This window comes from Streptomyces sp. NPDC005566, assembly GCF_040605575.1.
Classification (GTDB): domain Bacteria; phylum Actinomycetota; class Actinomycetes; order Streptomycetales; family Streptomycetaceae; genus Streptomyces.
In genome coordinates this window covers 158,917-185,572 of record NZ_JBEXDB010000017.1, presented here as the reverse complement: position 1 = coordinate 185,572, position 26,656 = coordinate 158,917, and the positions used below count along the sequence as shown (strand labels likewise).

Here is a 26,656-nt window from a genome sequence, read left to right as displayed (position 1 = left end):
TAGATGTGCAGTCCCGTTACGGTGGCTGCTTGTTCCCCTATTCTTGTGCCATGACTGCCGAGCTTCCAGAGCCCTTGCCGCGCCCTGCTCCCGCAGGAGGGCTCAGAGCCTCTCATGATGACCGGGAGACGGTGGTGGAGCAGCTGCGTGATGCTGCAGCCGAGGGGCGAATCGATCTCGACGAGCTGGGCTCGCGCCTTGAGGTGGCGCTGAAGGCCAAGACGCATGGCGAGTTGGCCGTACTGACAGCTGACTTGCCGAAGCTGAACCCCGAGGGGCAGTCGCCGCTGGTGCTCAGGGGCGGCATGCACGGCGTGTCTCGAGGCTCCGGACGCTGGGAGGTGCCCGGGCACGTGGTTGCTTACGGAGGCTGGGGCGGCGTGAAGGTCGACTTCACCAGGGTCCAGTGCCGCCTCCCCGAGGTCGCGGTGGAGGCGTACGGCGAGATGGCCGGTGTCACGATCGTCATCCCCGACGCCTGGGGCGCAGACACCAGCGGGATGGATCCCGGCGTCGGAGGCTTGACGGACAAGACCACGCCCGACAGGCTCCGGGGAACTCCGCTGATCCGGCTGACCGGAGCCGGTGGCATGGCCGGAGTGGTCATCCGCCACCCCAACCGATGGGAACGGCGTAAGTTGCGCCGGAATCCGCCCAGCTACTAGAAGGCTGATGGGGATCTCGGGGCGGGGCCCTCGTGCGTCCGGGCGGGACTCGGCAGAGGGTAATGCGTTCGACTTCGGGTGGTCCTGCTCCCGAGAATCGGAGCATGACCCTCCTTGTGCACACCTACGTCTACGACGCCGACGGCACACGCGACTTCCTGGAAGATCCCGAGTACGCCGACACCATGGCCGGATTCGAGAGCACCCGCAGCCGCCTGTGGGGATCTGAAGCGATCCGGGCTCTGGGGGCGCGGTTCTTCCCCCAGTTGGACGGGAGCGACCTCTACGTGGAGCCTGCGGAGGTCGACGACTTCCTCGCCGAGTGCGAAGTGATACGCCCACACTTTGATCATCTCGCTGAACTGAGCGGCTATGACGCCGATTACATCTCCGCGCGCTTCGACAACATCGTTGCCGCCGCCGTGCGAGCAAAAGCCGAGGGCGGTGGAGTCATCGTCTGGTGACGGGGGCCGGTGCGAAGAAATCGTCCGACCGTCCCCGACACGCCAGGCGCTGTGACCACATCTCGATCAGTCCCGGCAAGGTCCGGAACAAGTGAATTACTGACGGGGTGCGATGGGGTATTCGCCCGCGCCCACCGTGAACAGGGAAGATGCTCGAAAGAGACCGGGACCTCTGCGGGGGTTATGTTCGTACATCGTCCCGGAAATAACCAGGTCAGAGGCTGCAGCTCCCTTAGTGCGAGTGGGTGAAGCAATGCGGAAACCCGAATGCAGCCTTATTCCCCGTTGCGCTGAATGCCTGGTCGGGGCGGGCGGTTGGTGCCCCTTGCCGCTATGTCGAGCAGGCTGATTTCCTGCGGCTGCGCAGCCGGATTCTCCAGGGAAAGCGTGCTGCCGCGAAGCCGGCGCGGTGACCGGGCCCCGGCCCGTCGATCTGCAGGGAGTGGCGCCGTATAGCCTGGGGAAATGCTGACCGAAGTCACCGCGACCCGCTACGTCACGCCCCTGCGTGAGGGTGGCTCGCTCCCCGGGATCGTCGAAGCCGACGACCTCGGTACGTACGTCATGAAGTTCACCGGCGCAGGGCAGGGACGCAAGACCCTCGTCGCGGAGATCATCTGCGGAGAGCTCGGCAGGCGGCTGGGGCTGCGGGTCCCCGAACTGGTGACCATCCAGCTCGATCCCGTCATCGGGCTCGCGGAGCCGGACCAGGAAGTGCAGGAGCTCCTCAAGGCGAGCGGCGGGCTGAACCTGGGCATGGACTATCTGCCCGGCTCGCTCGGTTTTGATCCGCTCGCCTACGAGGTGGGCCCGGCGGAGGCCGGCCGGGTCGTCTGGTTCGACGCGCTGATCAACAATGTGGACCGGTCGTGGCGGAACCCCAACCTGCTGGTCTGGCACGGCGATCCGTGGCTCATCGACCACGGAGCCACGATGATCTGGCACCACAACTGGCCGGGAGCGCAGGCGTCGGCGGCGAAGCCGTACAACGCCTCCGATCATGTCCTCGCCCCGTTCGGGCCGGACGTCGCGGCCGCGGCCGCGGAGCTCGCCCCGCTCGTCACCGAGGAGCTGCTGACCGAGGTGGTCGCCGACGTGCCCGAGGAGTGGCTGGCGGGCGAACCCGGTTTCGACTCGACGGACCAGCTGCGCCGGGCGTACGTGGCGCCACTGCTGGCACGCGCGGGCAGTGTCCACGAGCGGATCACGATGGAGGCGCCCACGAAGACACGGCCCTCCCGGGCCCCCGGCTGGCTCACCGAGCGCCTCGCGCCGCGGCCGCACCTCACCCGTGAGGACCGCGCGGAGCAGGCGGACGCCGGACAGAGCAGCAAGGACGGCAGCCGATGAGCGAGCGCACTGTCTTCGAGTACGCGCTGCTGCGCGTCGTTCCGCGGGTCGAGCGAGGCGAGTGCTTCAACGCGGGCGTGCTGGTCTACTGCCGGGCGAAATCCTTCGTCGCGGCACGCACGCATCTGGACGAGCGCAAGCTGAAGGCCCTGGATCCGCACGCCGACGTGGTGGGCGTCCAGGCCGCCCTGCGCGCGGTCGAGGGGGTCTGCTGCGGTGGTGACGCCGCGGGACAGGCCGCCGGTGACGACGCCGGGCGGCGCTTTCGCTGGCTGATCGCCCCGCGCTCCACGGTGGTCCAGCCGGGCGCCGTGCACAGCGGTCTCACCACGGACCCGGAGGCCGAGGTCGAACGGCTGCTCGACCTGCTGGTGCGCTGAGCCGGCGGCCGATGGCGCCGCTCGCGGCAGGACCCGCGGCGGCGCCTTCCGGTGTGACATGCGCCCCTGCCCCCGTGGGCCGTTGACACCGGGTGCCAGGGCTTCTAGCGTCTCGTCTGCTGAAGGTACTAAGCGGTTGCTCAGTTATCGGGAACTTCCTGACGTCCGCTGAGCCGCGATCCAAGGGCGAGGAGAACCAAGCATGTCCACCACCGAGCAGCGCGTCGCCATCGTGACGGGAGCGGCGCGGGGCATTGGCGCCGCCACCGCCGTACGCCTGGCGGCCGAGGGCCGCGCCGTCGCCGTACTCGACCTCGACGAGGCGGCCTGCAAGGACACGGTCGAGAAGATCACCGCCGCGGGGGGCACCGCCCTCGCCGTCGGCTGCGATGTGTCGGACAGCGCCCAGGTGGAAGCCGCCGTCGCGCGCGTCGCCGCCGAGCTCGGCGCCCCGACGATCCTCGTCAACAACGCGGGCGTACTCCGCGACAACCTGCTCTTCAAGATGAGCGAGGCGGACTGGGACCTCGTCATGAACGTGCACCTCAAGGGTGCCTTCCTGATGGCGAAGGCCGTCCAGGCGCACATGGTGGAGGCCAAGTTCGGCCGCATCGTCTCGCTGTCCTCCTCCTCGGCCCTCGGCAACCGGGGTCAGGCCAACTACTCCGCCGTGAAGGCCGGTCTGCAGGGCTTCACGAAGACCCTCGCCAAGGAGCTCGGCAAGTTCGGCGTCACCGCCAACGCCGTCGCCCCCGGCTTCATCGTCACGGAGATGACCGCCCAGACGGCGGCCCGCGTCGGCATGGGCTTCGAGGAGTTCCAGGCCGCGGCAGCCACCCAGATCCCCGTGCAGCGCGTGGGGTGGCCCGAGGACATCGCCAACGCCATCGCCTTCTTCACCGGCGACGACGCGGGCTTCGTCTCCGGTCAGGTCATGTACGTCGCCGGCGGACCGCTCAACTGACCCCGGAAGGGCAACGGACATCATGACTGTGCAGGACAGTGGCAAGGTCGCACTCATCACGGGTGCGAGCAGGGGCATCGGCTACGGCGTCGCCGAGGCGCTCGTCGCCCGGGGCGACCGCGTCGTCATCACGGGCCGTGGCGAGGACGCCCTCAAGGAGGCCGTCGAGAAGCTCGGCGCCGACCGGGCGATCGGGATCGCGGGCAAGGCGCACGACGAGGCACATCAGGCGGCAGCGGTCGAGCGCGCCATGGAGGTGTTCGGCCGGGTCGACTACCTGATCAACAACGCGGGTACGAATCCGGTCTTCGGCCCGATGGCCGAGCTCGACCTCAACGTCGCCCGCAAGGTGTACGAGACCAACGTGATCTCGGCGCTCGGCTTCGCCCAGCAGACCTGGAAGGCATGGCAGAAGGACAACGGCGGGGCGATCGTGAACATCGCCTCCGTCGCCGGTGTCTCCGCCTCGCCCTTCATCGGCGCCTACGGGATGAGCAAGGCCGCCATGGTCAACCTGACCCTCCAGCTGGCGCACGAGTTCGCGCCGGTCGTCCGGGTCAACGCGATCGCCCCGGCCGTGGTCAAGACCAAGTTCGCGGAGGCGCTCTACGAGGGCCGGGAGGCGGAGGCGGCAGCCGCCTACCCGCTCGGCAGGCTCGGTGTTCCGGAGGACATCGGAGGTGCCGCGGCTTTCCTCACCTCCGCCCAGTCCGACTGGATCACGGGGCAGACTCTCGTGGTCGACGGAGGTATTTTCTTGAATGCCGGCGTGGCCTGAGTGCGGCCTGAGCCGGTTTGGCCCTGAATGAGTCAAGCGCCCCGCCGGGCCAGCGGATTGACCTGGCGGGGCGCTGCGGTATGGTCTGCCGACCCATGGCTGATCGAGGAGCGTTCACGTGTTCTACCGGGCCAGTCTGCAGGCTGCTGCAGCCCTTGCATCTCTTTCCCTGCTGGCCGGCTGCGGTTTGCTGTCCGACAGCAGTTCGGAAACCGACCAGCAGATAGCAGTCGGGACGACGAGTTCGCCCTCGACACTCGATCCGGCAGCGGCCTGGGACGGTTCCTGGGAGCTGATGAGGAACGTCTTCCAGACCCTGGTGAGCTTCCCCACCGGCACGATGAGCCCCGAGCCCGACGCGGCGGAGGACTGCCAGTTCACCGATTCCACGAGCATGGCCTACCGGTGCAAGCTCCGTCAGGGCCTGAAGTTCTCCAACGGCGAGGCGATCAACGCCGAGGCCGTCAAGTACTCCATCGACCGGATCGTGAAGATCAAGGTCAAGGGTGGCCCGGCGGGTCTGCTCGGCTCCCTGGACCGTGTGGAGACCAAGGGCGACGACACGGTCATCTTCCACCTCAGCAAGGCGGACGCGACCTTCCCGTTCATCCTGGCGACTCCGGCGATGTCGCTGGTCGCACCCAGTGACTACCCCGCGGACAAGATCCGTGACGACGGGAAGGTCACCGGCTCCGGGCCGTACGTCCTGGAGTCGTACGAGCCCGGGAACAAGGCCGAGCTGACCAAGAACCCCAACTACAAGGGCTTCGCCAACCGCAAGAACACCGCCGTCACCATCCGCTACTTCAAGGACTCCGCCCCCATGGTGGATGCCCTGAAGAAGAAGGAGATCGACGCCACCTACCGCGGTCTGACCGCCGAGGAGGTCGTCGGCCTCGAGGACAACAAGAAGGACAACGCCGGTCTGCAGATCGTCGAGACCGTCGGCGCCGACATCCGCTTCCTCGTCTTCAACCCCAAGGACCCGGCCGCAGGCAAGCCCGCGGTCCGGCGGGCCATCGCGCAGCTGGTGAACCGTGACGCCCTGGTCGCCAAGGTCTACCAGGGCACCGCGGAGCCGCTGTACTCCATGGTCCCCAAGGGCATCGCCGGGCACACCACGAGCTTCTTCGACGCCTTCGGCGACGCGAACAAGACCAAGGCCCAGGCCATCCTCGCCGAGGCGGGGATCAACGAGCCGGTCGAGATGACGTTCTGGTTCACCACGGACCGCTACGGCTCCTCCACCGCCCCCGAGTTCGCCGAGATCAAGCGCCAGCTCGAGGATTCGGGCCTGTTCAAGATCACTCTGAAGAGCGCGCCGTGGAAGACCTTCCAGGAGGGCTTCACCAAGGGCGAGTACCCGGTCTTCGGCCGTGGCTGGTTCCCCGACTTCCCGGACCCGGACAACTTCATCGCCCCCTTCGTCGGCAAGGACAGCGTCACCGGGACGCCCTACCTGACCGCGGAGATCGACGAGCAGCTGGCGTCGTCCCGCCAGGAGAGCGACCGCGGAGCGGTTTCCACGCAGTTCAAGAAGGCACAGGAAGTCCTCGTCGAGGACGTCCGGCTGCTGCCGCTGTGGCAGGGCAAGCTGTACGTGGCGGCCGGCGAGGACATCGGCGGCGGCGAGCGCGCCCTGGACCCGCAGACGGTCATGCAGATGTGGGAGCTGTACCGCAAGGCCAGTTGGTAGGCCTCGGAGCGGTCGTTGTCAGTGGCCCCCGGTAGGTTCTGTGGTCAAGAACCGATTGTGTACCGGAGGTTGTGGACGTGACCGACACCGACCTGCTGCCCGAATCCTGGCGCGGCGTCCTCGACGAAGAGCTGCAGAAGCCGTACTTCAAGGAGCTCACGGAATTCGTCGAGGAGGAGCGGGCCAGGGGGCCGGTGTATCCGCCGCGCGAACAGGTGTTCGCCGCCCTGGACGCCACCCCGTACGACCGGGTCAAGGTGCTCATCCTCGGCCAGGACCCGTACCACGGTGAGGGGCAGGGGCACGGGCTGTGCTTCTCGGTGCGGCCCGGCGTCAGGACGCCCCCCTCGCTCCGCAACATCTACAAGGAGATGAACGACGAGCTCGGCCTGCCGGTCCCGGACAACGGGTACCTGATGCCGTGGGCCGAGCAGGGCGTTCTCCTGCTCAACGCGGTGCTGACGGTGCGTGCCGGCGAAGCCAATTCGCACAAGGCCAAGGGCTGGGAAAAGGTGACGGACGCGGTGATCCGCGCCGTCGCCGAGCGGCCCGACCCGGCCGTGTTCGTCCTCTGGGGCAATTACGCCCAGAAGAAGATCCCGCTGATCGACCAGGAGCGCCACGTGGTGGTGAAGGGCGCGCACCCCTCGCCGCTGTCCGCGAAGAAGTGGTTCGGCTCCCGCCCCTTCACCCAGATCAACGAGGCGATCGCCGCCCAGGGCCACGAGGCCATCGACTGGCGCATCCCGGACCTGGGGTGAGGTGCGACCCGGTCGGCGGTTCCGGTCCGCGCCTGAGCGGGTTTCCCGGCAGCTGCGGCTAGCGTTCGACCGACCGGAACGGGCTGTACGGGCGTACCCAGGGAGACGCGGTGGCGGAGCAGCAGGAAGCGTCGAAGGACGCCGTCATGACCAGGATCGGCCAGGCGATCATGCTGCTGCACGGAGGGGACAGGGAAGAGGCCCGCAACCGCTTCGGGGCCATCTGGTCGGAGATCGGCGAGAAGGGCGATGCCCTCCACCGCTGCACCCTCGCGCACTACATGGCCGACACCCAGGACGATCCCGGCGATGAGCTCGCATGGGACCTCCGGGCGCTGAGAGCCGCGGAAGGCCTGAGCGGCGGGCCGGTCGCGGAACACCGGGACGCGACCGCGGTCCGGGCCTTCTTCCCCTCCCTGCACCTCAATCTCGCGGCGGACTACCTGAAGCTGCAGCGCCCCGAGTCCGCCCGGATCCATCTGGACCGGGCGTGGGACGCCGCCGGTGTGCTCGGCGACGACGGATACGGCGGGGGCGTCCGTGCCGCCATCGGGCGCCTGGAACAGAGGATGCGGGGCCGTACCGCGGGGGAGTGAGGTGGGCCCGCCTCGGACCTGGCGGGCCCACCCCGTACGGGCTTGCGCGGCTCAGCGGCCGTACGTCTCGTCGCAGATCAGGGCCTGCGGGCTGCCCGCAGGCCAGCGCCCGTAGCCGCGCCCGAGCCTGCAGACATCGCTCCCGGTGACGACGGAGCCCGGCACGGCGGGCAGCGCCGCGGGCGGAACGGCGGACAGCCGACGAGGTGTCCGCCCCCTCGGGGTGTCGGCCGGTTCGTACTGCCGTGGGGCCGCCCGTGCCGTGGTTCTCCGGGCCGGGGAGGGTGTTCCCGGGGCCACGGCCCGTACGGACGCCACGGGGTCCGGCAGGGCCTCGAGGGAGTCCCGGACCGGCGGCTGCACGATCTGCGGGGCCACGTCCTGGACGGGTCTGCCGGCTCCGGAACGTGGCGCGACGGTTCTCTTCGAGGGTTCCACCGACACGCAGCCGGAGACAGCTGTGACAGCAATCCCCACCAGCAGCGTTGCTGTGATTCTGATTCGATGCACCCGGGCAACTCTGCTCGGTCGGCCCGCCCGGTGACAGCCGGTGAGCAAGGATTGGCCCGCACGAGTGACCCGGTCAGCGGCGTGCCCCAGAACCTGGCGCGGAGCGTCAGGGGGCCGTGGGATGAGCGCCCCGCAGCGTCACTCCCCGGTCGCGCCGTCGATCCGTTCCCGAACGAGGTCCGCGTGACCGTTGTGCCGGGCGTACTCCTCGATCATGTGCGTGTAGATCCAGCGGAGGCTGAAGGGCTTGCCCTGGCTGCTCAGGCCGACCGAGAGTCCGTCGAGTTCGAACGTCGCCGAATTCAGCCGTGACACTTCGATCTCTGCCAGCCAGGTCGCATGTGCCTCGTCCCAGGTGTCCGCCTCGGTGAGGTGGAACTCCCCGTCCGGGTCCTCGTCGCTGCCGTAGATCGGCGGTACGTCCTCACCGACCAGCACCTCGCGGAACCAGCCGCGCTCGACCTCCGCCAGATGCCGCACGAGTCCGAGCAGCGTGAACTCCGAAGGAGGCACGGACGCCTCCCGCAACTGGGCGTCGGTGAGGCCCGCGCACTTCATGACCAGCGTCTCGCGGTGGTAGTCCAGCCACCCCTCGAGCATCTGGCGCTCGGCGGCGTCGAAGGCGGGTTCGGTACGTTCGTCTGTCGTCATGCCGGTCATCCTCACTCAATGATCATGGGCATGGCCAGCGATCAGGGATTCCGGGCGGCCTGAACGCCGAGCATCCCGCGCAACAGTTCGGCGCAGCCGGTGCGCAGTTCGTCCTCGGTCGGAACGGAGTGGTGGTACGAGCCCGCGGCGCAGGCGAACATCATCCCTTCCGCCCAGGCCACGAGGGACAGCGCGTGGCGCTCCGGTTCGGCGGATCCGGCTGCGGTCATCAGGGCGACGAGGGGCTCGCGGAACTGCCGGCCCGCGGCATCGTAGAACGCCCGCAGTTCGGGGCGCCTGGTGGCCTCCAGGGCGAGTTCGTAGCGGCAGACCAGGAGTTCCGGATGGCCGGTCAGATAGCGGTGCAGCGCGCGGGCCAGTCCGGCGGCAGCGGAGCCGGGGGTGCCGTCCGCCGGAAGCTCTCCGGGGGCCAGCACCTGTGCCTCGCGTTCCGCGAGGCGGCGCACGGCGGCTTCCAGCAGCGCCTGCCGGGTGCGTGCGTGGTTCGACGTCGATCCCTGGGGGAGTCCGGCCCGCTCGTCCACCGCGCGATGGGTGAGACCCCGCATTCCGCGCTCCGCGAGCAGCGTGAGCGCGGTGTCGGCGATCAGGCCTGCGCGTGGGGTGCCGGGTGTCCCGGTGGTGCGTGGGGGCATGGGGTCAATCTACCGCCGTCACTACGGCTGTAGTACGGTGGATCTCGCAACTACAGGTGTAGTTTCGAGGAGGATCGGTCATGACGACACCCCACGCGGTGATCATCGGCAGCGGAATCGGCGGACTCACGGCCGCCACGGCGCTGCACCGGTGCGGCTGGCATGTCACCGTCCTGGAGCGGGCGCCCTCGGTGGAGCCGGTCGGCGCGGGCATCAGTCTCTCTCCCAACGCCCAGCGCGCCCTGGACGTCATCGGCCTCGGCGACACGATCAGGTCCCTCGCGGCCTGGCAGGGCGACGGCGGGATGCGCACCCCGGCCGGCCGCTGGCTCGCCCGTACGAACAGTGCGGCCGCGGCGGAGAGGTTCGGCGGCCCCCTGGTCCTGCTGCACCGCTCCGTCCTGATCGACCTTCTCCGCGCCGGGATTCCCGACACCGCCCTGCACACCGGCACACCGGCACAGCTCGTCGGCACCGGCCGCGCGGGCGGCCGCCGGGCCGTCGTGAGGACACCCTCCGGGGACATCGAGGCCGACCTCGTCGTCGGGGCCGACGGCATCGGCTCGTCCGTACGCTCCACGCTCTTCCCGCACCACCCGGGACCCGCCTACAGCGGATTCACCACCTGGCGTGTCATCGCCCCCGCCCTCGGCAGCCCGGTCGGCTCGCAGGAGACCTGGGGCCGGGGTGCCCTGTGGGGCAGTCACCCGCTGAAGGACGGCCGGATCTACGCCTACGCCGCGGCCACCGCCCCGGCCGGAGCGGTCGCACCCGACGACGAGAAGGCGGAGCTCCTGCGCAGGTTCGGCGACTGGCACGCCCCGGTTCCCGGGATCATCGACGCCGTCACGCCCGAAGAGGTCCTGCGGCACGACGTGTACCACCTGACCGACCCGCTGCCCTCCTTCCACCGGGGGCGGACGGTGCTCGTGGGCGACGCCGCGCACGCCATGGCACCCACGCTCGGTCAGGGCGGCAACCAGGCGATCGAGGACGCCATCGTGCTCGCCCACCACCTCACACCGGACGGCGACGTGGGGGAGGGGACGGCCGCCTACAGCGCGGCCAGGCTGCCCCGTACGACGGCGATCGTCCGCAAGGCCGCACAGATCTCCCGGCTGATGCAGCTGTCCAGCGTGCCGGCCGCCGCCTTCCGGAACGGGCTGATGTCCACCGTCTCCCGCCTCGGCCCGGGACTCGTCCTGAGGACCTTCGACGGGATCGCCGACTGGAAGCCGCCGCAGCGCACGTATGCTGCCGGAACCAAGGACGGGCATATGACGCGGCCGTGACACGGGCGTGCGTGGACGACAGGGAGACACTGGTGAAGGTCGGCTGCATCGGGCTCGGCGACATCGCGCAGAAGGCGTATCTGCCGGTTCTGACCGCACTGCCCGGGGTCGAGCTGCATCTGCAGACCCGTACACCGGCCACCCTGGCGGCCGTCGGGGAGACTCATCGGATTCCCGTCCGGCAGCTCCACGCAGACCTCGACTCCCTCCTGGCCCAGGGACTGGACGCCGCCTTCGTGCACGCACCGACCTCCGTGCACCCGGAGATCACCGGCAGGCTGCTCGAAGCGGGTGTGCCCACCTACGTCGACAAGCCGCTCGCCCATGAACTCGCCGACTCCGAGCGGCTGGTGGCACTGGCCGAGGAGCGGGGCGTCAGCCTCGCCGTCGGGTTCAACCGCCGTCTCGCCCCGTCCTACGCGCAGTGCGTCGAGCACCCGCGCGAGCTGATCCTGCTCCAGAAGAACCGGGTCGGGCTGCCCGAGGACCCACGCAGCATGGTGCTCGACGACTTCATCCACGTCGTCGACACACTGCGCTTCCTGGTGCCCGGCCCTGTCACCGCTACCGTCGTGCGGGCGCGGATCATCGACGGTCTCATGCACCACGTGGTGCTCCAGCTGTCGGGAGACGGCTTCACCGCCATCGGCATGATGAACCGGCTCAACGGATCGACGGAGGAGATCCTCGAGGTCTCCGGCCAGGACTCCAAGCGCCAGGTCCTCAACCTCGCCGACGTCGTCGACCACAAGGGCCAGCCCACCGTCCGGCGGCGCGGTGACTGGGTACCCGTCGCACGCCAGCGGGGCATCGAGCAGAGCGTGCTGTCCTTCCTGGACGGGATCAGGGCCGGAGAGGTGCTCAGCGCCCAGGACGCCCTGGAGACCCACCGTCTGTGCGAGCGGGTGGTCCGGGACGCGCTGGAGCAGGCGTCCTGAGGGACCGCACCCCCGCCACGGCGAAGAAGGCGGCCAGCACCGCCAGCGCCCCGTACACCGGCCACGCACCGAGGCGCACATAGAGCGTCGTGCCGCGGGCGAGCGGTACGTCGAACACGGCGGCCTCGCTCGCGTCCGTACCGATCCACGTCCCCACCCGTTCGCCCTCGGGGCCGTACACGGCGCTGACACCCGTCAGGGTGGCGTGCACCATCGGGCGGCCGCTCTCGGCCGCGCGCAGCGCCCCGAGCGACGCGTGCTGCTCCGGCGCCCAGCTGTGCTGGAACGTCGAGGTGGAGGACTGGGCGATCAGCACCTGCGCGCCGTCCTTGGCGAGCCGTCTGCTCATGTCGGGAAACGCGGACTCGAAGCACACCAGCGGCCCGAGCCGCAGCCCGTCCTCACCCGGCAGGCGCATCACCACCGGACGGCTGCCGCGCAGCCGGTCCTCACCCGCGGCCTTGCCCACCGAGGTCGCCCAGCCCAGCACCGCGCGGGCCGGGACGTACTCACCGAACGGCACGAGACGCATCTTGTCGTAGCGGTCCCCGGTCGGCCCGTCCGGACCCACCAGTACCGCCGACTTGAAGATCCCGGCGCGGTCCGGGTCGCCCGTCCGCCTGGCATCCATGTTCACCAGCACGTCCGCACCGACCAGCCGCGAGAGCGCCGCGATCCGAGCCGCCGTCCTGGGACTGCGCGAGAGGTCGACACCGACACTGCTCTCGCCCCACACCACCAGGTCGACATCCCGGCCGGCGAGACCACGGGTCAGCGCCTCGCTGCGCGCGAACCGGCGCTCGATGCTGCCGGGGCCTTCGACGACACCCGGTTGCACGACGGCGATCCGGGCCGTTCCGGTGCTCTCCGGCCGCGGTGCCCACACCCAGAGCGCGCCGACGAACAACGTGCACGCCACCAGAGAGGCGGCCGCGGCGGTACGGGCCCCAGGTACGGCGATCAGCAGGGCGACCGCCGTGTTCACCGCCAGGACGAGCAGACTGACCAGCCACACACCGCCCACGGACGCGGTCCGCAGAGCCGGCGCGAACTCCCACTGGCTGGCGCCCAGCAGTCCCCAGGGGCCGCCGAGCCCCTCCCAGGAGCGGACGAGCTCGATCATCAGCCAGCCGGATGGCACCACCGCGACAGCCGCGACCGAGCGCAGCACGGATGGGGATCCGCCCAGCAGCCTGGCCACCAGCAGGCCCCAGGGGGCCCACAACAGGCCGAGCAGCGCGGCGAGGACCACGATGAACACGTGCAGGCTCGGAACCAGCCAGTGATGCACGGCGAGCATGAAGCCCATGCCGCCGAGCCATCCGTCGAGGGCCGCCCGCCGTCCGGTGTCAGCCGACCGGATCAGGAGCAGCCAGGGCACCAGTGCGACATAGGCGAACCACCAGGCCGACGGCTCGGGAAACGCCAGGGCGGGCAGTGCGCCCGCGAGCAGGGCAGCGACGGCGCGCCACCCGGGTGAGCTCAGCAGATGTACGCCGGGCCGGAACCCGGTGGCGGGGCCGTCCGTCACCCGGTCTGCCGGAACCCGCCCGCCCCGCAACGGCATACCGTGTCCTCCCTGCCGGTCCGCCCACGTGATCCCAGTGTGGGGCAGAAGATCGGCAGCGCACAGTGGGCGTGCCGACCGACACGGCGCCGCGGGCCCCGGGACCGGCCGGTGACGACGGGTGCCGGGCGCGGGTCAGCCGGTGGCGCCGGTGCGGGGCGCGGGGTTTCGCCGGTGACGCCGGGTGCGGGGTTCAGCCGGTGGAGGCCCGGGGCGCGTACCGCCACATCTCATGGGCCTCGACGGTACGGATCCGCCAGCCCGGCTCCGTACGCAGCAGATCGAAGGCGAACCTGCCGGCGGAGACGAAGGCAGGTGCCGTTCCCCGTTCCACGGCTTCCGGGCCCATCGGATTCAGATAGTCCGCCCGCACCCGTGCCTGGTCACCGGAGTAGCCGCCAAGATCCTGGAGATCGAGCCTCCGGTTGACGATCAGGTGCTGGCGGACCGGGGAGGCGCGCAGGGTCCGGGCGAGCCACTGCGCGACCTCTGCGGCCGTGCCCTCGATCCCTCCCGCACCGCGGTAGTCGGCGCGGCCGTCCTCGGTGAACAACGCGTTGTAGTCGTCCCAGGTGCCGTCGTCCACCGCGACCGCGTAGTCGGTGATCAGTGCATCGATGGAGAGCCGGTCCATCACCGTCGCGAGAGCCACGCGCTGTGTCATCGCGCAAGTCTCCGCCAGCGGGAGCGGCAGGCCAAGGGTCCGGCCCCAGCCGTGGCCGGACCGTGCTCCGGCGGAACGCGATCGCGGAACTCCGGGTGGCTGACGGACGCGGCTCACGTCACAGCGCGCCGAACCACATGTCCGCGAGCGAGTCGAGCGTGCCGTCGGCGGGAGCGGGCAGTTCCCGCAGGTACCAGGGAAGGTTGCCGTACACGTGCAGCAGCGTGTACGCCAGGAGTTCGGGCGGTTCGAAGGTCCGGCCGTACGCCTTCAGCATCCGCCCCATCAACTGCGGGTCCCCACGCGTCACGAAGAGTCCGACGGCCACGAAGTCGTAGGCAGGGTCGCCGATCATGGCGGGTTCGAAATCGAACAGCCCGGTGAGTCGGTGGCCACCCGCATCCACGAGCAGGTGCTCGCGCATGAACTCCGTGTGCAGGACGGCGGATCGAGGGGCGGCCGGCAGCCGCACCCGGTCCAGGAAGCCGGGGATCTGCTCCGACCAGGCTTCCGCCAGCCCTCGCTTCCGCTGCCGCTCGACCGCGCCCGCACGCTGCCGGGCCACGAACGCACTCCAGTCGCCGGGACCGAGCACGTCCGCGAGCGGCTCCGTGTCGAGTGCGTGAAGAGCGGCGAGCGTCTCACCGGCTTCGCTCACGATCCGCTCGTGGTCCGCCCGCGGCATGCGGTCCCAGGCGACGGCGAGGCCTTCACCGCGCAGCCGGGACATCAGGACGTACCTCCAGCCGTTCTCGTACGCTCCGGAGCTGCGCACCTCGGGCGTGGGGACGGGCAGCCGGCACTGGACATGGGCCAGCACCCGTCCTTCGGCGATGCCGTCCTGGGCAGCCGCGCCCGGGAACAGCTTGAGCACATGCTCGTCCCCGACCGCGTACACCGGCTGGGAGCCTTCAGGGAAGCGGGCGAGAAGGGCTCCGGCGAGCCCGAGCCGCGCACAGAGGTCTTCCACGCCGGGACGCATCACGGCCTCGTCCGGAACGACCGCGTCCCACTCCTCGTCCGTGTTCACTTCGGGCAGCATGCGCTGCACCGTATGGAGGCGGAGAACGGATGGCAACGGGGTTTCCCGGCGGCCGTGCGGCACGGCGGAGTGCCTCGGACTGCGGTCGGCCGTAGCGTGGACGGAAAGTCTCCGAGTGGACGGCAGGTACCCGCGATGGCCGGTGAGGTCTCCTTCTTCGAACTGGGTGCGGGCGACCCCGAGCAGGCGCGGACGTTCTACGCCGGGCTGTTCGGCTGGACCTTCGATCCCGGCCCTTCCGGCGGCGGCGGGTTCGCGATCGGTACGCCCAATGTCCCCGGCGGGCTGCACGGCGGGGACGCGGGCGCGAGCCCGTACCTGTTCTTCGCCGTCGACGACATGGCGTCCGCCGTGGCACGCGTCCGTGAACTCGGTGGGCGGGTCGACGACATCGACCTGGGAAGCGATGAAGGTTCGGTCGTCCGGTTCGGCCGCTTCCAGCTCTGCCACGACGACCAGGGTTCCCCCTTCGGACTGCACCAGCCTCCGGAGCGAAGCTCCTGACGCCCGGACCGAATGTCAGGCCGCCTCGACGCCGCCCTGAACCGAGGCCCCCCACTCGACCAGCAGCCGTTCGTACTCCCGGCGGGACTCCGGGGACATCAGGCCGCCGTCGACGAGCGCGCGGATCTCCGCGTTCAGCTCGGTGAGTGAGCGGACAGGCGTCGGCTCGGAGGGCGGGGTGGGCATGTGCAGATTGTACGGGCGGTCGAGGCATCAAGGCAGCGTCGGGGTACAGGTCGCCGCTGACCTGGGCGTCGTGGTGGCGTCGGCTCCTGCCGTGGCCGACGGGGCTGCGCAGGCCGAAGTGCCGTGCCGAAATCGAGGTGCGAACGGGTTCGGGAGAGTGTCACAGTCCCTGGCGTGACCCTGATGGACGTACTTGTCGACTTCTCCCGCACCGGACGGATCGGGCCGCTGAGCTGCGGAATGTCCCTGAACGAGGCGGAGGACCTTCTCGGCCCCGGGCGCCCGCACCCCGCCCACATCCTGCTGGGACCCGATACCGACGGCTATCCGTACTCCTGGCACGGGCTGCAACTGGTCATCACCCAGCGGGCCGTGAGCGGCCTGTGGATCAACCTTCGGCCCGGCTCCACCGCCAAGCTTCCACCGCTGGTCCTGCCTGACTCCGAGTCCTTCGAGACCACCGTCCTCCGCGAGGATCTGATGGCCGCCCTCGACGACGCCGACTGCCGGCATGCGGTCAACAGCACCCTCACCTTCGGCCGGCAGTCGAGCCTCATCACGCGGCCCGCCGAGGTCTGCGCGGTCTTCAGTCTGCCGGGACGGGACAACCGCGTCCCACACCACGATCGGCACTACCTCGATGTGATCCACAAGCACGCGGCTTGACGCAGCAGCGCCTCGCCGCGAACCGTCCACGGGCGGGCGAAGCAAGTCAGATAGTGACCTATTCGTACAAAAATCTATCAAGACGCCCACATCGGGGGACGTATCGGCGGACGGTATGGATGATGAATCGAATGAGAGCCACAGTCGGTACCGTCCTCGTCGCCCTCGCCGCCACCCTCGCCCTGAGCGGTTGCGCCGGCGACGGCAGCAGCAACAGTGGGGGAAGCGACGGGGTCCGGGACGGGAACAAGGCCGCCGCTGTCGCCTACAAGATCACCGAACGGGAGGAGGCCGGCGCCGTCAGGAGCGTCCTCGTCCAAGTCGACAGGGACGACCAGCTCCGTGCCGTCTTCGACGCGGTGAAGGCCGAACTCGTCGAAGAAGCCGTCTATGTCGTCGGCATCGAGTGCACGACCGGCGGGGACGAGTACGACCGGCGCCTCGCCAACGGGCGCTACGTCGTCGGGGCAGCCGGATCGGCGGAAGCGGGACTCCCGGCCGGTACCACCGAATACGAAGTCGCAGGCGGCGAATGCCCGGCCTGACCCTTCACCGTACGGCGAAGCCCCGGGCCTGGAGGGACGGTCCGGGGCTTCACGCGTATACGACATCCGCCCCGCAGGGCCCTTCTCAGCCCGCGGATTCACCGGCGTGCGGGCTCAGGACACCCGCGCCGATCAGGATGAACAGGACGATGCCCAGAATCACTCGGTAGATGACGAACGGCATGAAGCTCTTGGTCGTGATGAACTTCATGAACCATGCGATGACCGCGTAGCCGACCACGAACGCGATGATCGTCGCGAAGATCGTCGGCCCCCAGGAGACATGTCCCTCGCCCGCGTCCTTGAGCTCGAACGCGCCCGAGGCCAGCACCGCAGGAATGGCGAGGAGGAAGGAGTAGCGGGCCGCCGCCTCACGGGTGTAGCCCATGAGCAGCCCACCGCTGATCGTGGCACCCGAGCGGGAGACGCCCGGGATCAGGGCCATTGCCTGGCAGAAGCCGAAGATCAGGCCGTCCCTGACGCCCAGTTCCTTCAGCGACTTGCGTTCCTTGATCGCCCGGTGCTTGCCGCCGGTCTCGTCGCGCGCCGCGAGGCGGTCCGCGATGCCGAGCACGATGCCCATGACGATCAGTGTCGTCGCGATCAGACGGAGGTCCCGGAAGGGGCCCTCGATCTGGTCCTTGAAGGTCACGCCGAGCACACCGATGGGGATCGAACCGATGATCACCAGCCAGCCCATCTGGGCATCGTGGTCGCCGCGCATCGAAGAGTTGGTCAGTGACCGGAACCAGGCCGAGACGATCCGGACGATGTCCTTGCGGAAGTAGATGAGGACCGCAGCCTCCGTCCCGATCTGCGTGATGGCGGTGAACGCCGCGCCCGGGTCGTGCCAGCCGGCGAACGCGGCGGTCAGCCGCAGGTGTGCGCTGGAGGAGATCGGCAGGAACTCGGTCAGTCCCTGAACGAGGCCCAGGACGAATGATTCGAACCAGCTCATGGGGCTTTGGCCATCCCGGAGGTGATCATGCAACGTCCGACGGAGACTCAGGCCGTCGACAGCGTGCGGAAGCGGTCAAAAGGAAAAAAAGGGGCAGGTTGCTGCGCCCTGGAGATCGTCATTCAGTCGCGCGCAGCGTATCGCCTGTACGTGAACGGACTCCCGGCTGCCCCCGCTACACCGCCCGGACACCGTTCAGGCGCCGCCCAGCCGGTGACGCTTGCGCCAGGCGAGCAGGGCCGCACCCGCCCCCGACAGCACGATGAAGCCCATGGCCGCCAGGAAGGCGGGTGAGGTCGGCGAGGAGGCCTCGCTGCCGGCGATGACGTACGCCGCCGTATTGGGGATCGAACCGAGCCCGGTGGCCAGCAGGAACGGCGGGTACCCCATCCGGGAGGTCGCCGCACAGTAGTTGGCGGCGGCGAACGGCACGCCGGGGAAGAGCCGCAGCGCCAGCATGGAGCGGAAACCGTGCCGGCTCAACAGTCCGTCCGCGGCCTTCATCCACCGTCCGCGCAGGAGCGTCCGGAGGGCGTCCTGTCCCAGTACCCGACCGAGCATGAAGGACACGCCCGCGCCGAGCACGGTACCCGCCAGAGCCGCCGCCAGACCGGCCTGCGCACCGAAGAGCGCGCCGGCGGCGAGATTGAGAAGGGGACGCGGTACGAACGCCACGGTGCACACGCCATAGGCGACGCCGAACAGCATGGCCGCGGCCGAACCGGTCAACTGGGGTGGCCAGCCGGAGGCGAGCAGCCGCTGTGGTTCGAACAGCAGCATCGACGTGGCGGCAGCCAGCAGCACCGCCACGAGCAGGGAGAACCGGGACCAGGGCGAGAGCAGCACCCTTGTACAACGCACTGCGAGACCGCCGGCGGGCCGGGCGGCGGGGACGGGGTCGAACATCTGGGGAGACTAACCGAGATGGGTGTGTGATCGCCGTAATGTGCGGGGACGCGACACACCGGTTCCACCGCCTCCGGCTGCGTTCGTGCCGGTCGAGTCGGCGCAGGGAGGACGGGCAGGTGCCCTCAGCCTCCGCCGGTTGTGCCCGTGCCCGTCGGGATGCCGAGAGGGAGCGGGCGTAGCGAACGGCGCGGGGTGCGCGGTTGTCGGATGTGAGGGGCAATGCAGAGCGCTGGGGCTCGGGATGGGGCGAAACCTCCTGCGAGGACGAGTCCTGGATCATCGTCCGTACGCCTAAAGTGCAGGCCATGAGGCCCGCACCGCACGCCGCGCCCACCGTGCCGGACAGCGAGCTCGCCGACACCGTGCTCGAACGGCTCACGGCCGTCTATCCCCGGGCCGCCGACCCGGAACGAGCGGTGTCGGCAGCCGCGTACATGAAGAACATCGCCCCGTTCCTCGGCATCGCCACCCCGCAGCGACGGTCCCTTTCGCGGACCGTGCTGGCCGGTACGGGTCGGCCGGACGAGGCGGACTGCACGGCGATCGCCCTGCGCTGCTGGGAGTTGCCGGAGCGCGAGTACCAGTACTTCGCCGTCGACCTCCTGCGCCGTCATGTGGCGTGCTGCTCCTCGGGATTCCTCCCGGTCCTGCGCCACCTCGTCTCCACCAGGGCCTGGTGGGACACCGTCGACCTGCTCGCCGCCCACGTCGCAGGGCCGCTCGTGACCGCCGATCCGGTGCTTGCCACGGCGATGGACCGGTGGATCGAGGACGACAACATCTGGATCGCCCGCACGGCCCTCCTCCACCAGCTGCGCTACACGGACCTGACCGACACCGGGCGGCTGTTCGGCTACTGCCTGGCGAGGGCCGACCACCCGGACTTCTTCATCCGCAAGGCGATCGGCTGGTGTCTGCGCGAGTACGCGAAGACCGACCCGGATGCCGTGCGCGACTTCGTCGAGGGCGCCCGGGACAGGTTGTCACCGCTGTCCGTCCGCGAGGCGCTCAAGAACGTGCGCTGACCGCCGCGAGCTGAACTCCCCTGTGCGGCGGGTCCGTCCCGCCCGCCCGAAAACCATTCGACGCCGCCGCACCGCTCCGCCATGATCAGGGCATGTTCCGGTACGCCTTCCTCGCAGCGCAGTCCGCAGTCGCGGACACGCCGAAGGCTGCCGTGACCACCGCGGTCGCAACCGCAGCAGCAGTCGACGCAGCGTTCCTCGCTGCAGCAGCGCCCATCGGCGGCGCCCGAAGCTGACCCTCCCCCGACAGTCCGGCGGACCCCGTAAGGGGAGGGTCGGCGGGGCCCTGGGGTCTTCTCTTCTCAGCTTCGAATTCCAAGGAATGAGCCATGCCCAAGACGGCATACGTGCGCACCAAGCCGCACCTGAACATCGGCACCATGGGCCACGTCGACCACGGCAAGACCACCCTGACCGCCGCCATCACCAAGGTGCTGAGCGACCGGGGGACCGGCACCTTCGTGCCGTTCGACCGGATCGACCGGGCGCCCGAGGAGGCGCAGCGCGGCATCACCATCAACATCTCGCACGTCGAGTACGAGACCGACACCCGGCACTACGCGCACGTCGACATGCCCGGCCACGCCGACTACATCAAGAACATGGTCACCGGAGCGGCGCAGCTCGACGGGGCGATCCTCGTCGTCTCCGCGCTCGACGGGATCATGCCGCAGACCGCGGAGCACGTCCTGCTGGCCCGTCAGGTCGGCGTCGACCACATCGTCGTCGCCCTCAACAAGGCCGACGCGGGTGACCCCGAGCTGACCGACCTGGTCGAGCTGGAGGTCCGTGAGCTGCTCTCCGCCCACGGCTACGGCGGCGACACGGTGCCCGTCGTACGGGTGTCGGGCCTCAAGGCCCTGGAAGGGGACCCGCGGTGGACGGCGTCCATCGAGGGGCTGCTCGACGCGATCGACACGTATGTGCCGATGCCGGTGCGCTACATCGACGCGCCGTTCCTGCTGTCCGTGGAGAACGTGCTCACCATCACGGGCCGCGGCACCGTCGTCACCGGCGCCGTGGAGCGCGGCACGGTGCGCGTCGGGGACCGGGTGTCGGTGCTCGGTGCGGACATCGAGACGGTCGTGACCGGCCTGGAGACCTTCGGCAAGCCGATGGAGTCCGCGGAGGCCGGGGACAACGTCGCGTTGCTGCTGCGCGGAGTGGAGCGCGACCGGGTGCGGCGCGGCCATGTGGTGGCGGCTCCCGGGAGTGTCAGTCCGAGCCGGCGCTTCACAGCGCAGGTGTACGTCCTGTCGGCCCGGGAAGGAGGCCGCACCACTGCGGTCACCACCGGCTACCGGCCGCAGTTCTACATCCGTACGGCGGACGTGGTCGGCGACGTCGACCTCGGCGAAACGGCCGTGGCACGGCCCGGCGACACGGTCACCATGACCATCGAGCTCGGCCGTGACATCCCGCTGGAGTCCGGTCTCGGCTTCGCGATCCGCGAGGGCGGCAGGACCGTCGGCGCCGGTACGGTCACCGGCCTGCTCTGAGGCCGGGGAACCCGCCTCCCGCATTCCGTGGGGGGCGGGTTCCGCATGTCCGGCACCCCCGGGAAGGTCCGTCACGCCCGGGAAACAGGGAACAATGGGGGCGTGAACGAGCCGATACCCGTCATCCGCGCCGCCGACTTCGGCACCGCCCGGCTGCTGCCCGACGTGGACAGGGACCGGGCGTGGCTGCTCACGGTCGACGGCGCCCCGCAGTCGTACGTCGACCTCGACGATCCGGAGTACCTCGAATTCGAGTACGTGCAGCGGCTCGCCCATGTCGTGGACCTCGCGGGCGAGCCCGGTGCGCCGCTGGACGCCGTGCACCTCGGCGGCGGCGCGCTCACGCTGCCCCGCTACGTCGCGGCGACCCGCCCCGGCTCCCGGCAGGACGTGGCCGAGGCCGACCGGGGACTGATCGAGCTGGTGAACGAGCACCTGCCGCTGCCCGACGCGGCCGGGATCACCGTGCACGGCACCGATGCCCGGGGCTGGCTGGAGCAGGCACCGGAGGATTCCGCGGACCTGCTGATCGCCGACGTCTTCGGCGGCGCACGGGTACCGGCCCACCTCACGTCCGTCGAGTACGCACGGGCCGCCGGGCGGGTCCTTGGGGCGGGGGGAATCTACGCGGCCAACCTTGCGGACAGTGCGCCCTTCGGCTTCCTGCGCCCGCAGCTCGCCAACTTCGCCGAGGTCTTCGACGAGCTCGCGCTGATCGCGGAGCCGGCCGTACTGCGCGGCCGGCGCTTCGGCAACGTCGTGCTCGTCGCCTCGCGGAGCCCTCTCGACATCGCACCGCTGACGAGACTGTGTGCCGCGGACGCGTTCCCCGCCCGGGTCGCGTACGGGACGGCGCTCACCCGGCTCCTGGGCGGCGCCGAGCCCGTACGGGACGCCGACGCGGTCGCCTCACCCGAGCCCCCCGACGGAGCCTTCAGCATCGGCTGACACCCGGCGCTCCTGTGCGGGCGGCACCGGCGTCGCGCCGCCGGAGGCCTTCACCGTGCCGCGCCGGGTCAGGTTCCGTACGTCCGGGACGAGCAGCACCGCCGCCGTCACCACGACGATGAGCGCGGCGCAGCCCCACAGGGCCTCGCTGCGGCCCACCAACGTCTCCACCGGACCGGCCGCCGCCGTGGCCAGCGGCACCATCGCGACGGAGCCGAACCAGTCGTACGCCGAGACCCGGGACAGCTTCTCCTCCGGGATCTCCTGATGAAGCGCCGTCATCCAGGAGACGCCGAACACCTCGATGGCGACCCCGGTCACGAACATCACCGCGCAGAGACCGGCCACCGGCAGCGGCACGGCGAGGCTCGCCGAGGGCAGCGCCAGCGGGAACACGCAGAGCGTCCCGGCGAGCAGCAGCCGTCTGGGCTTCCAGCGCATCATCAGCAGCGCCCCGCCCAGCGTGCCGACGCCGAACGCGGCGAGCGCGAACCCCCATGGGCGCGCCCCACCGAGCTCGTCCCGGGCCACGAGGGGTCCGTACACCGCCTCGGCGGCGCCGATGACGGCCACGACCACGGAGAACTGCAGCACGATGGCCCAGAGCCAGGGGCGGCTCGCGACCTCCCGCCAGCCGTCACGCAGATCGGCGAGCAGCCCGCTGCCCGGAGCGCGCTTCGGAATGTGACTCACGTCGAGGAAGGCCCGCAGCGCACCGGCCACGGCGAACGCCGCCGCGTCGGCCGCCAGCACCCAGCCGGGGTCCATGGCGGCGATCATCGCGCCGCCGAGCGCTGCACCGCCGATGGCCGCACCGTGCATGGACATCCGGAAGAGGGCGAAGGCGCGGCTCGCCTGTTCGCCGCTGACGCTGGACATCAGCATGCCCTCGGCAGCGGGGCTGAAGAAGGCCTGCCCGGTGCCGCACAGCGCGGTCAGGAGCATCATGTGCCACAGCTGGGCGTCGCCGGTCAGGACCAGCCAGGCGAACACCGCCTGGGAGACGCAGTTGAGCGAGTTCGCCGCGACCATCACCCGGTGGCGCGGCAGCCGGTCGGCGATCGCGCCGCCGATCAGCAGGAAGAGCACCAGCGGCGCGGTACGCGCGGCGGCGACCAGGCCGACGTCGCCGCCGTCGCCGCCCGACTCCAGAACCGCGAACGCCGCCGCGATCAACGCGCCATGGGTACCCAGGCTCGTGATGATCGCGGCGGCTGTCAGCAGACCGAAGTTGCGGCCCGTCCGCAGGGAGCGGAGCGAGGGGGGCGGAGATGCGGCGGCGGAAGTCACCAGGGGACTATCCCCGCCGCGGCCCCTCGCTGCCAAATGGGCCGGCTGTGCCGAGGGCGTGGAGGGTCAGGACGTGCTCTCCGCGAGCCGGACCGTGCTGAGGATCTTCTGGATGGTGGCGTCCGGGAGTTCGTCGTCCACGCCCGCGTTGGCGTAGAGGATCCAGGACGAGTACTCGGCCTTCGCGTTCTTGAAGGTGAAGGCGATCGACTTGCCGTCGGTGTCGCACTTGTCCTTGTTGGCCAGGCCGGTCGCGGTGGCGGTCACCACGCTGCCGGAGAGGCCGGACTTGGTCGTGTACGGCTTGGGCTTGCCGATCTTGACCTTTTCCTTCGGGTCCTTCTGGGCGTAGGCGGCCCACACCCAGTTGGCGGCCTCGTTCGTGGCGGCCTCGTCGGTGCTCTTGGCGCCCTGACCGCCCTTGGTGCCGACGCCGGCCAGGCCGGTGTCCTCCTTGGTGCCGTCCTTGTCGGCGTCGTCGATGCACCACTTGCTCTTGTAGTAGGCCGGCGCGGAGAAGCCGACGGCGGGCGGGCCCTCAGGCTTCTTTACGCTCTCGAAGCCGGAGAACACGCCTGCGCCCGAGACCTCCCAGTCGCCGGGCACGTCGAACTGCGTGCCCCACTTGGGGTTCGTGACGACCTTCCAGCCGGGGATCGTCGGCGCGGCGTCCTCACCGCCCCGCGGGTTGGCCGCGGGGGAGGAGGCGGTGTCGGAGGGCTTCGCGGACGGCGACGACTTCTTGTCGTCGGCGACGGTCTTGCCGCCCTTGTCGTCGTCCTTGCCCATGACGACGACGCCGGTGACCACGGCCGCCACGACGACCGCCGTGGCGGCGACGATCGCGACGATCGTCGTCTTCTTCTTGTCGTCCGGCTGCGGGCCTCCGGGCTGCCCCGGCACCGCGTACTGCGGCATCGTGGGCTGCTGGTAAGGGTTCGGCTGAGGGTAGCCCGGCTGCTGACCGGGCTGGCCCTGCTGCGGATAACCCTGCTGCTGGTATCCCGGCTGCTGATAGGGATTCGGCTGCTGGTACCCCGGCTGCTGGTACGGGTTCTGGTTCTGGTCCTGCGGGTTTTGCTCGCCCCCGGGCGGCTGCTGTCCTGGCCACATGGCCAGTAACCATAGAGGGGTGCGGCGCCCCCTGCTACGGCCACCCCTGTGAGGAGATGGTCAAAGCCTCGTACTCATGAGTAACATCCCCGTTCATGAGCACTGAAGAGATGACAGTCGGCGAGATGCTGTCCGCGACCGTTCCGATGGTCAGGACCCTCAACCTGCAGTACCTCGAAACGAGCCCGGAGCGGGCTGTCCTCTCGCTGCCGGACCAGGCCGAGTACCACAACCACCTCGGTGGACCGCACGCCGGAGCGATGTTCACCCTGGCCGAGTCCGCGAGCGGCGCGATCGTCGTGGCCGCCTTCGGCGACCAGATGGCACGGGCCGTGCCGCTTCCCGTCACCTCGGAGATGTCCTTCAAGAAGGTGGCCATGGGAGCCGTCACGGCGACCGCGACGCTGGGCCGCCCGGTGGCGGACGTCATCGCCGAACTCGACGAGGGCAAGCGGCCGGAATTCCCCATCACCGTGGAGATACGGCGAGCCGACGGCGCCGTGACGAGCGAGATGACCGTGGTCTGGACCCTGCGTCCGAACCGCTGACCCGCAGCCATCCGCACCGGGCCGCCGCACACCCGCCGAGGGGAGCGGCGGCCCGTCGCGCTGTCCGGGCCAGGTAGGCTGCCCGCCGTGCGCCGGCGGAGTGCACAGCGGCAGGATTTCTTACGGAGGGACCGGCGTTGCACGTCCAGGAGTGGCTCGAGACCGTACCCGCGGTCAGCATTTACCTCCTGGTGGGGGTCGTCATCGGGCTCGAGAGCCTGGGAATTCCGCTGCCGGGCGAGATCATCCTCGTCAGTTCGGCGCTCCTCGCCTCCCAGCACGGCGACATCGACCCCGTGGTGCTCGGCGCCTGTGCGTCGGCCGGAGCGATCATCGGTGACTCGATCGGCTATGCCATCGGCCGCAGGGGAGGTCGTCCCCTGCTCGCATGGCTCGGCGCCAGATTCCCCAAGCACTTCGGTGAGGCCCAGATCGCACTGGCGGAGCGGTCGTTCGAGAAGTGGGGCGTGTGGGCGGTCTTCTTCGGCCGCTTCGTCGCACTGCTGCGGATCTTCGCCGGACCGCTCGCCGGCGTCCTGCGCATGCCGTACTGGAAGTTCCTGATCGCCAACGTGCTCGGCGGCATCGTCTGGGCCGGTGGCACCACGGCCGTCATCTACTCGGTGGGTGTCGTCGCGGAGGCGTGGCTCAAGCGCTTCTCGTGGCTCGGCCTGGTGGCCGCCGTACTGATCGGCCTGACGTCGATGCTGGTGCTGAAGAACCGGGCGAAGAAGGCCGCACAGCAGTCGGCGGCCGGCTCCCCGGCGGCAGCCGAGCCGGACCCGGTACCTGCCGTCGACTGAGCGGTGCCTGCCGTCGACCGGACCCGGGCGCCGGCGGCCCGCTCCCCGTCCGGGGATTCCGCCGGGAGCCCGGCTGCCCGCATCAGGCCTGATGGGCCTTCCGGTGCGCCTTCGCCAGTTCCACGTAGCCGACGGCGTTGAATCGGATGTTCGCGAGCTCCTCGGCGGTCAGTTCCCGCTTGACCTTGGCGGGCACACCGGCGACGAGCGAACCCGGCGGCACCTGCATCCCCTGCGGTACGAGGGCCTGCGCGGCGATCAGCGATCCGGCGCCGATGTGGGCCCCGTTGAGCACCGTGGCGCCCATGCCGATCAGGACGTCGTCCTCGATGACGCAGCCGTGCAGGACCGCGTTGTGGCCGACGGAGACCCGGGCGCCGACCGTGAGCGGGAAGCCGGGATCGGTGTGGACGCTGCAGTTGTCCTGGATGTTGCTGTCGGGGCCGAGAGAGATCGGGCCGCAGTCGGCGCGCAGCACGGCCTGGTACCAGACGCTGGACCCCGGGGCCAACGAGACCTCGCCGATGACGACGGAGGTCGGCGCCACGAAGGCGTCCGGGTCGATGTCCGGCTCCTTGCCGCCGATGCCGGTGACCAACGCCTGTTCTGTCATCGTGTGCTCCTCGGTTGCGGGTGCGGTGAGGACGCGTCCTCCCACCGCTGAAACCGTAAGCGACGTCCTCCTCGT

32 protein-coding genes are annotated in these 26,656 nt (G+C 70.0%); 20 read left to right on the top strand and 12 right to left on the bottom strand.

What is annotated here, in order from left to right; all coding sequences use genetic code 11:
* The first annotated feature begins 50 nt into the window (after positions 1-50).
* The 9 genes from ABZS61_RS26140 (at position 51) to ABZS61_RS26100 (ending at position 7,654) form a co-directional block, all read left to right on the top strand.
* Complete coding sequence (locus tag ABZS61_RS26140; RefSeq protein WP_356425999.1) at positions 51-665, top strand: DUF1707 domain-containing protein; 615 nt, start codon at positions 51-53, stop codon at positions 663-665.
* Between the two features lie 104 nt (positions 666-769).
* Positions 770-1,129, top strand: coding sequence for a hypothetical protein (locus ABZS61_RS26135; RefSeq protein ID WP_356425996.1), 360 nt, complete (start codon positions 770-772; stop codon positions 1,127-1,129).
* A gap of 465 nt (positions 1,130-1,594) precedes the next feature.
* The gene (locus ABZS61_RS26130; protein ID WP_356425993.1) at positions 1,595-2,479 is read left to right on the top strand and encodes a HipA family kinase; all 885 of its coding nucleotides are present in this window, start codon (positions 1,595-1,597) and stop codon (positions 2,477-2,479) included.
* Entirely contained in the window at positions 2,476-2,859 is a 384-nt protein-coding gene (locus ABZS61_RS26125; RefSeq protein WP_356425990.1) for a DUF3037 domain-containing protein, read from the top strand. Before ABZS61_RS26130 ends, ABZS61_RS26125 begins: the two co-directional genes overlap by 4 nt.
* Positions 2,860-3,061: 202 nt before the next feature.
* Positions 3,062-3,823 (top strand): 3-oxoacyl-ACP reductase FabG, encoded by a 762-nt coding sequence (gene fabG, locus ABZS61_RS26120; RefSeq protein WP_356425986.1) that lies wholly within the window; start codon positions 3,062-3,064, stop codon positions 3,821-3,823.
* Positions 3,824-3,845: 22 nt separating this feature from the next.
* Positions 3,846-4,601 (top strand): SDR family oxidoreductase, encoded by a 756-nt coding sequence (locus ABZS61_RS26115; protein WP_329213276.1) that lies wholly within the window; start codon positions 3,846-3,848, stop codon positions 4,599-4,601.
* A gap of 118 nt (positions 4,602-4,719) precedes the next feature.
* Entirely contained in the window at positions 4,720-6,297 is a 1,578-nt protein-coding gene (locus ABZS61_RS26110; RefSeq protein ID WP_356425982.1) for an ABC transporter substrate-binding protein, read from the top strand.
* A 77-nt stretch (positions 6,298-6,374) separates the two neighbouring features.
* Entirely contained in the window at positions 6,375-7,058 is a 684-nt protein-coding gene (locus ABZS61_RS26105) for a uracil-DNA glycosylase (protein WP_356425979.1), read from the top strand.
* A gap of 110 nt (positions 7,059-7,168) precedes the next feature.
* On the top strand, positions 7,169-7,654 hold the full coding sequence (locus ABZS61_RS26100; protein WP_356425976.1) for a hypothetical protein: 486 nt from the start codon (positions 7,169-7,171) through the stop codon (positions 7,652-7,654).
* Positions 7,655-7,705: 51 nt separating this feature from the next.
* Here ABZS61_RS26100 and ABZS61_RS26095 read toward each other — a convergent pair whose 3' ends face one another.
* The 3 genes from ABZS61_RS26095 to ABZS61_RS26085 form a co-directional block, all read right to left on the bottom strand.
* Positions 7,706-8,032: a hypothetical protein gene (locus tag ABZS61_RS26095; protein ID WP_356425973.1), complete on the bottom strand. Its 327-nt coding sequence runs from the start codon at positions 8,030-8,032 to the stop codon at positions 7,706-7,708.
* A gap of 270 nt (positions 8,033-8,302) precedes the next feature.
* On the bottom strand, positions 8,303-8,815 hold the full coding sequence (locus tag ABZS61_RS26090; protein ID WP_356425970.1) for a DinB family protein: 513 nt from the start codon (positions 8,813-8,815) through the stop codon (positions 8,303-8,305).
* 41 nt (positions 8,816-8,856) lie between these two features.
* Positions 8,857-9,471: a TetR family transcriptional regulator gene (locus ABZS61_RS26085; RefSeq protein ID WP_356425967.1), complete on the bottom strand. Its 615-nt coding sequence runs from the start codon at positions 9,469-9,471 to the stop codon at positions 8,857-8,859.
* An 80-nt stretch (positions 9,472-9,551) separates the two neighbouring features.
* Here ABZS61_RS26085 and ABZS61_RS26080 point away from each other — a divergent pair, with 80 nt between their 5' ends.
* Complete coding sequence (locus tag ABZS61_RS26080; RefSeq protein ID WP_356425964.1) at positions 9,552-10,763, top strand: FAD-dependent monooxygenase; 1,212 nt, start codon at positions 9,552-9,554, stop codon at positions 10,761-10,763.
* Positions 10,764-10,795: 32 nt separating this feature from the next.
* The gene (locus ABZS61_RS26075; RefSeq protein ID WP_356426029.1) at positions 10,796-11,701 is read left to right on the top strand and encodes a Gfo/Idh/MocA family oxidoreductase; all 906 of its coding nucleotides are present in this window, start codon (positions 10,796-10,798) and stop codon (positions 11,699-11,701) included.
* Here ABZS61_RS26075 and lnt read toward each other — a convergent pair.
* The 3 genes from lnt to ABZS61_RS26060 form a co-directional block, all read right to left on the bottom strand.
* Positions 11,625-13,268 (bottom strand): apolipoprotein N-acyltransferase, encoded by a 1,644-nt coding sequence (lnt, locus tag ABZS61_RS26070; RefSeq protein ID WP_356425961.1) that lies wholly within the window; start codon positions 13,266-13,268, stop codon positions 11,625-11,627. The two genes, ABZS61_RS26075 and lnt, sit on opposite strands and share 77 nt — an antisense overlap.
* Before the next feature lie 193 nt (positions 13,269-13,461).
* Positions 13,462-13,932 (bottom strand): nuclear transport factor 2 family protein, encoded by a 471-nt coding sequence (locus ABZS61_RS26065; protein WP_356425958.1) that lies wholly within the window; start codon positions 13,930-13,932, stop codon positions 13,462-13,464.
* Positions 13,933-14,050: 118 nt separating this feature from the next.
* Positions 14,051-14,974 (bottom strand): aminoglycoside phosphotransferase family protein, encoded by a 924-nt coding sequence (locus ABZS61_RS26060; RefSeq protein ID WP_356425955.1) that lies wholly within the window; start codon positions 14,972-14,974, stop codon positions 14,051-14,053.
* Between the two features lie 135 nt (positions 14,975-15,109).
* Between ABZS61_RS26060 and ABZS61_RS26055 the strand changes: the two genes are divergently transcribed.
* Entirely contained in the window at positions 15,110-15,478 is a 369-nt protein-coding gene (locus ABZS61_RS26055; RefSeq protein ID WP_356425952.1) for a VOC family protein, read from the top strand.
* A 15-nt stretch (positions 15,479-15,493) separates the two neighbouring features.
* Here the strand turns inward: ABZS61_RS26055 and ABZS61_RS26050 are convergent, their stop codons facing one another.
* Positions 15,494-15,664, bottom strand: a complete 171-nt coding sequence (locus ABZS61_RS26050) for a hypothetical protein (protein WP_356425949.1) — start codon at positions 15,662-15,664, stop codon at positions 15,494-15,496.
* Positions 15,665-15,838: 174 nt separating this feature from the next.
* Here ABZS61_RS26050 and ABZS61_RS26045 point away from each other — a divergent pair, with 174 nt between their 5' ends.
* Positions 15,839-16,330, top strand: coding sequence for a hypothetical protein (locus tag ABZS61_RS26045; RefSeq protein WP_356425947.1), 492 nt, complete (start codon positions 15,839-15,841; stop codon positions 16,328-16,330).
* A gap of 131 nt (positions 16,331-16,461) precedes the next feature.
* Positions 16,462-16,875, top strand: coding sequence for a hypothetical protein (locus tag ABZS61_RS26040; protein ID WP_356425944.1), 414 nt, complete (start codon positions 16,462-16,464; stop codon positions 16,873-16,875).
* Between the two features lie 85 nt (positions 16,876-16,960).
* Here ABZS61_RS26040 and ABZS61_RS26035 read toward each other — a convergent pair whose 3' ends face one another.
* Entirely contained in the window at positions 16,961-17,833 is an 873-nt protein-coding gene (locus ABZS61_RS26035; RefSeq protein ID WP_356425941.1) for an undecaprenyl-diphosphate phosphatase, read from the bottom strand.
* Positions 17,834-18,028: 195 nt separating this feature from the next.
* Positions 18,029-18,739: a VTT domain-containing protein gene (locus ABZS61_RS26030; RefSeq protein WP_356425938.1), complete on the bottom strand. Its 711-nt coding sequence runs from the start codon at positions 18,737-18,739 to the stop codon at positions 18,029-18,031.
* Positions 18,740-19,047: 308 nt separating this feature from the next.
* Here ABZS61_RS26030 and ABZS61_RS26025 point away from each other — a divergent pair, with 308 nt between their 5' ends.
* The 4 genes from ABZS61_RS26025 (at position 19,048) to ABZS61_RS26010 (ending at position 22,214) form a co-directional block, all read left to right on the top strand.
* Positions 19,048-19,767, top strand: a complete 720-nt coding sequence (locus ABZS61_RS26025; protein ID WP_356425935.1) for a DNA alkylation repair protein — start codon at positions 19,048-19,050, stop codon at positions 19,765-19,767.
* Between the two features lie 92 nt (positions 19,768-19,859).
* The gene (locus tag ABZS61_RS26020; RefSeq protein WP_356425932.1) at positions 19,860-20,003 is read left to right on the top strand and encodes a hypothetical protein; all 144 of its coding nucleotides are present in this window, start codon (positions 19,860-19,862) and stop codon (positions 20,001-20,003) included.
* Positions 20,004-20,096: 93 nt separating this feature from the next.
* Positions 20,097-21,266 carry an elongation factor Tu gene (gene tuf, locus ABZS61_RS26015; protein ID WP_329213324.1) on the top strand — a complete coding sequence of 390 codons (1,170 nt, stop codon included), beginning with the start codon at positions 20,097-20,099 and terminating at the stop codon, positions 21,264-21,266.
* Between the two features lie 102 nt (positions 21,267-21,368).
* On the top strand, positions 21,369-22,214 hold the full coding sequence (locus ABZS61_RS26010; RefSeq protein ID WP_356425928.1) for a fused MFS/spermidine synthase: 846 nt from the start codon (positions 21,369-21,371) through the stop codon (positions 22,212-22,214).
* On the opposite strand, the gene ABZS61_RS26005 is transcribed toward ABZS61_RS26010, so the two are convergent.
* Both ABZS61_RS26005 and ABZS61_RS26000 read right to left on the bottom strand, forming a co-directional pair.
* Positions 22,176-23,504: an MFS transporter gene (locus tag ABZS61_RS26005; RefSeq protein WP_356425925.1), complete on the bottom strand. Its 1,329-nt coding sequence runs from the start codon at positions 23,502-23,504 to the stop codon at positions 22,176-22,178. The genes ABZS61_RS26010 and ABZS61_RS26005 overlap by 39 nt on opposite strands.
* Positions 23,505-23,570: 66 nt before the next feature.
* On the bottom strand, positions 23,571-24,617 hold the full coding sequence (locus ABZS61_RS26000) for a hypothetical protein (RefSeq protein WP_356425922.1): 1,047 nt from the start codon (positions 24,615-24,617) through the stop codon (positions 23,571-23,573).
* A 110-nt stretch (positions 24,618-24,727) separates the two neighbouring features.
* Between ABZS61_RS26000 and ABZS61_RS25995 the strand changes: the two genes are divergently transcribed.
* Positions 24,728-25,165, top strand: a complete 438-nt coding sequence (locus ABZS61_RS25995; protein WP_356426026.1) for a DUF4442 domain-containing protein — start codon at positions 24,728-24,730, stop codon at positions 25,163-25,165.
* 137 nt (positions 25,166-25,302) lie between these two features.
* Positions 25,303-25,968: a DedA family protein gene (locus ABZS61_RS25990; protein ID WP_356425919.1), complete on the top strand. Its 666-nt coding sequence runs from the start codon at positions 25,303-25,305 to the stop codon at positions 25,966-25,968.
* Between the two features lie 82 nt (positions 25,969-26,050).
* Here the strand turns inward: ABZS61_RS25990 and ABZS61_RS25985 are convergent, their stop codons facing one another.
* Positions 26,051-26,581 carry a gamma carbonic anhydrase family protein gene (locus tag ABZS61_RS25985; protein WP_329213333.1) on the bottom strand — a complete coding sequence of 177 codons (531 nt, stop codon included), beginning with the start codon at positions 26,579-26,581 and terminating at the stop codon, positions 26,051-26,053.
* Between the last annotated feature and the right edge of the window lie 75 nt (positions 26,582-26,656).

Excerpts from the sequence above, each read along its gene's own strand:
- ABZS61_RS26080 (WP_356425964.1), top strand. The coding sequence starts at position 9,552 with ATGACGACACCCCACGCGGTGATCATCGGCAGCGGAATCGGCGGACTC.
- ABZS61_RS26040 (WP_356425944.1), top strand. The coding sequence starts at position 16,462 with ATGAGAGCCACAGTCGGTACCGTCCTCGTCGCCCTCGCCGCCACCCTC.
- fabG (WP_356425986.1), top strand. The coding sequence starts at position 3,062 with ATGTCCACCACCGAGCAGCGCGTCGCCATCGTGACGGGAGCGGCGCGG.
- ABZS61_RS26085 (WP_356425967.1), bottom strand. The coding sequence starts at position 9,471 with ATGCCCCCACGCACCACCGGGACACCCGGCACCCCACGCGCAGGCCTG.
- ABZS61_RS26050 (WP_356425949.1), bottom strand. The coding sequence starts at position 15,664 with ATGCCCACCCCGCCCTCCGAGCCGACGCCTGTCCGCTCACTCACCGAG.
- ABZS61_RS26025 (WP_356425935.1), top strand. The coding sequence starts at position 19,048 with ATGAGGCCCGCACCGCACGCCGCGCCCACCGTGCCGGACAGCGAGCTC.
- ABZS61_RS26140 (WP_356425999.1), top strand. The coding sequence starts at position 51 with ATGACTGCCGAGCTTCCAGAGCCCTTGCCGCGCCCTGCTCCCGCAGGA.
- ABZS61_RS25995 (WP_356426026.1), top strand. The coding sequence starts at position 24,728 with ATGACAGTCGGCGAGATGCTGTCCGCGACCGTTCCGATGGTCAGGACC.
- tuf (WP_329213324.1), top strand. The coding sequence starts at position 20,097 with ATGCCCAAGACGGCATACGTGCGCACCAAGCCGCACCTGAACATCGGC.
- ABZS61_RS26130 (WP_356425993.1), top strand. The coding sequence starts at position 1,595 with ATGCTGACCGAAGTCACCGCGACCCGCTACGTCACGCCCCTGCGTGAG.
- ABZS61_RS26090 (WP_356425970.1), bottom strand. The coding sequence starts at position 8,815 with ATGACGACAGACGAACGTACCGAACCCGCCTTCGACGCCGCCGAGCGC.
- ABZS61_RS26065 (WP_356425958.1), bottom strand. The coding sequence starts at position 13,932 with ATGACACAGCGCGTGGCTCTCGCGACGGTGATGGACCGGCTCTCCATC.
- ABZS61_RS26020 (WP_356425932.1), top strand. The coding sequence starts at position 19,860 with ATGTTCCGGTACGCCTTCCTCGCAGCGCAGTCCGCAGTCGCGGACACG.
- ABZS61_RS26030 (WP_356425938.1), bottom strand. The coding sequence starts at position 18,739 with ATGTTCGACCCCGTCCCCGCCGCCCGGCCCGCCGGCGGTCTCGCAGTG.
- lnt (WP_356425961.1), bottom strand. The coding sequence starts at position 13,268 with ATGCCGTTGCGGGGCGGGCGGGTTCCGGCAGACCGGGTGACGGACGGC.
- ABZS61_RS26125 (WP_356425990.1), top strand. The coding sequence starts at position 2,476 with ATGAGCGAGCGCACTGTCTTCGAGTACGCGCTGCTGCGCGTCGTTCCG.
- ABZS61_RS25985 (WP_329213333.1), bottom strand. The coding sequence starts at position 26,581 with ATGACAGAACAGGCGTTGGTCACCGGCATCGGCGGCAAGGAGCCGGAC.
- ABZS61_RS26060 (WP_356425955.1), bottom strand. The coding sequence starts at position 14,974 with ATGCTGCCCGAAGTGAACACGGACGAGGAGTGGGACGCGGTCGTTCCG.
- ABZS61_RS26055 (WP_356425952.1), top strand. The coding sequence starts at position 15,110 with ATGGCCGGTGAGGTCTCCTTCTTCGAACTGGGTGCGGGCGACCCCGAG.
- ABZS61_RS26115 (WP_329213276.1), top strand. The coding sequence starts at position 3,846 with ATGACTGTGCAGGACAGTGGCAAGGTCGCACTCATCACGGGTGCGAGC.
- ABZS61_RS26035 (WP_356425941.1), bottom strand. The coding sequence starts at position 17,833 with ATGAGCTGGTTCGAATCATTCGTCCTGGGCCTCGTTCAGGGACTGACC.
- ABZS61_RS26000 (WP_356425922.1), bottom strand. The coding sequence starts at position 24,617 with ATGTGGCCAGGACAGCAGCCGCCCGGGGGCGAGCAAAACCCGCAGGAC.
- ABZS61_RS26135 (WP_356425996.1), top strand. The coding sequence starts at position 770 with ATGACCCTCCTTGTGCACACCTACGTCTACGACGCCGACGGCACACGC.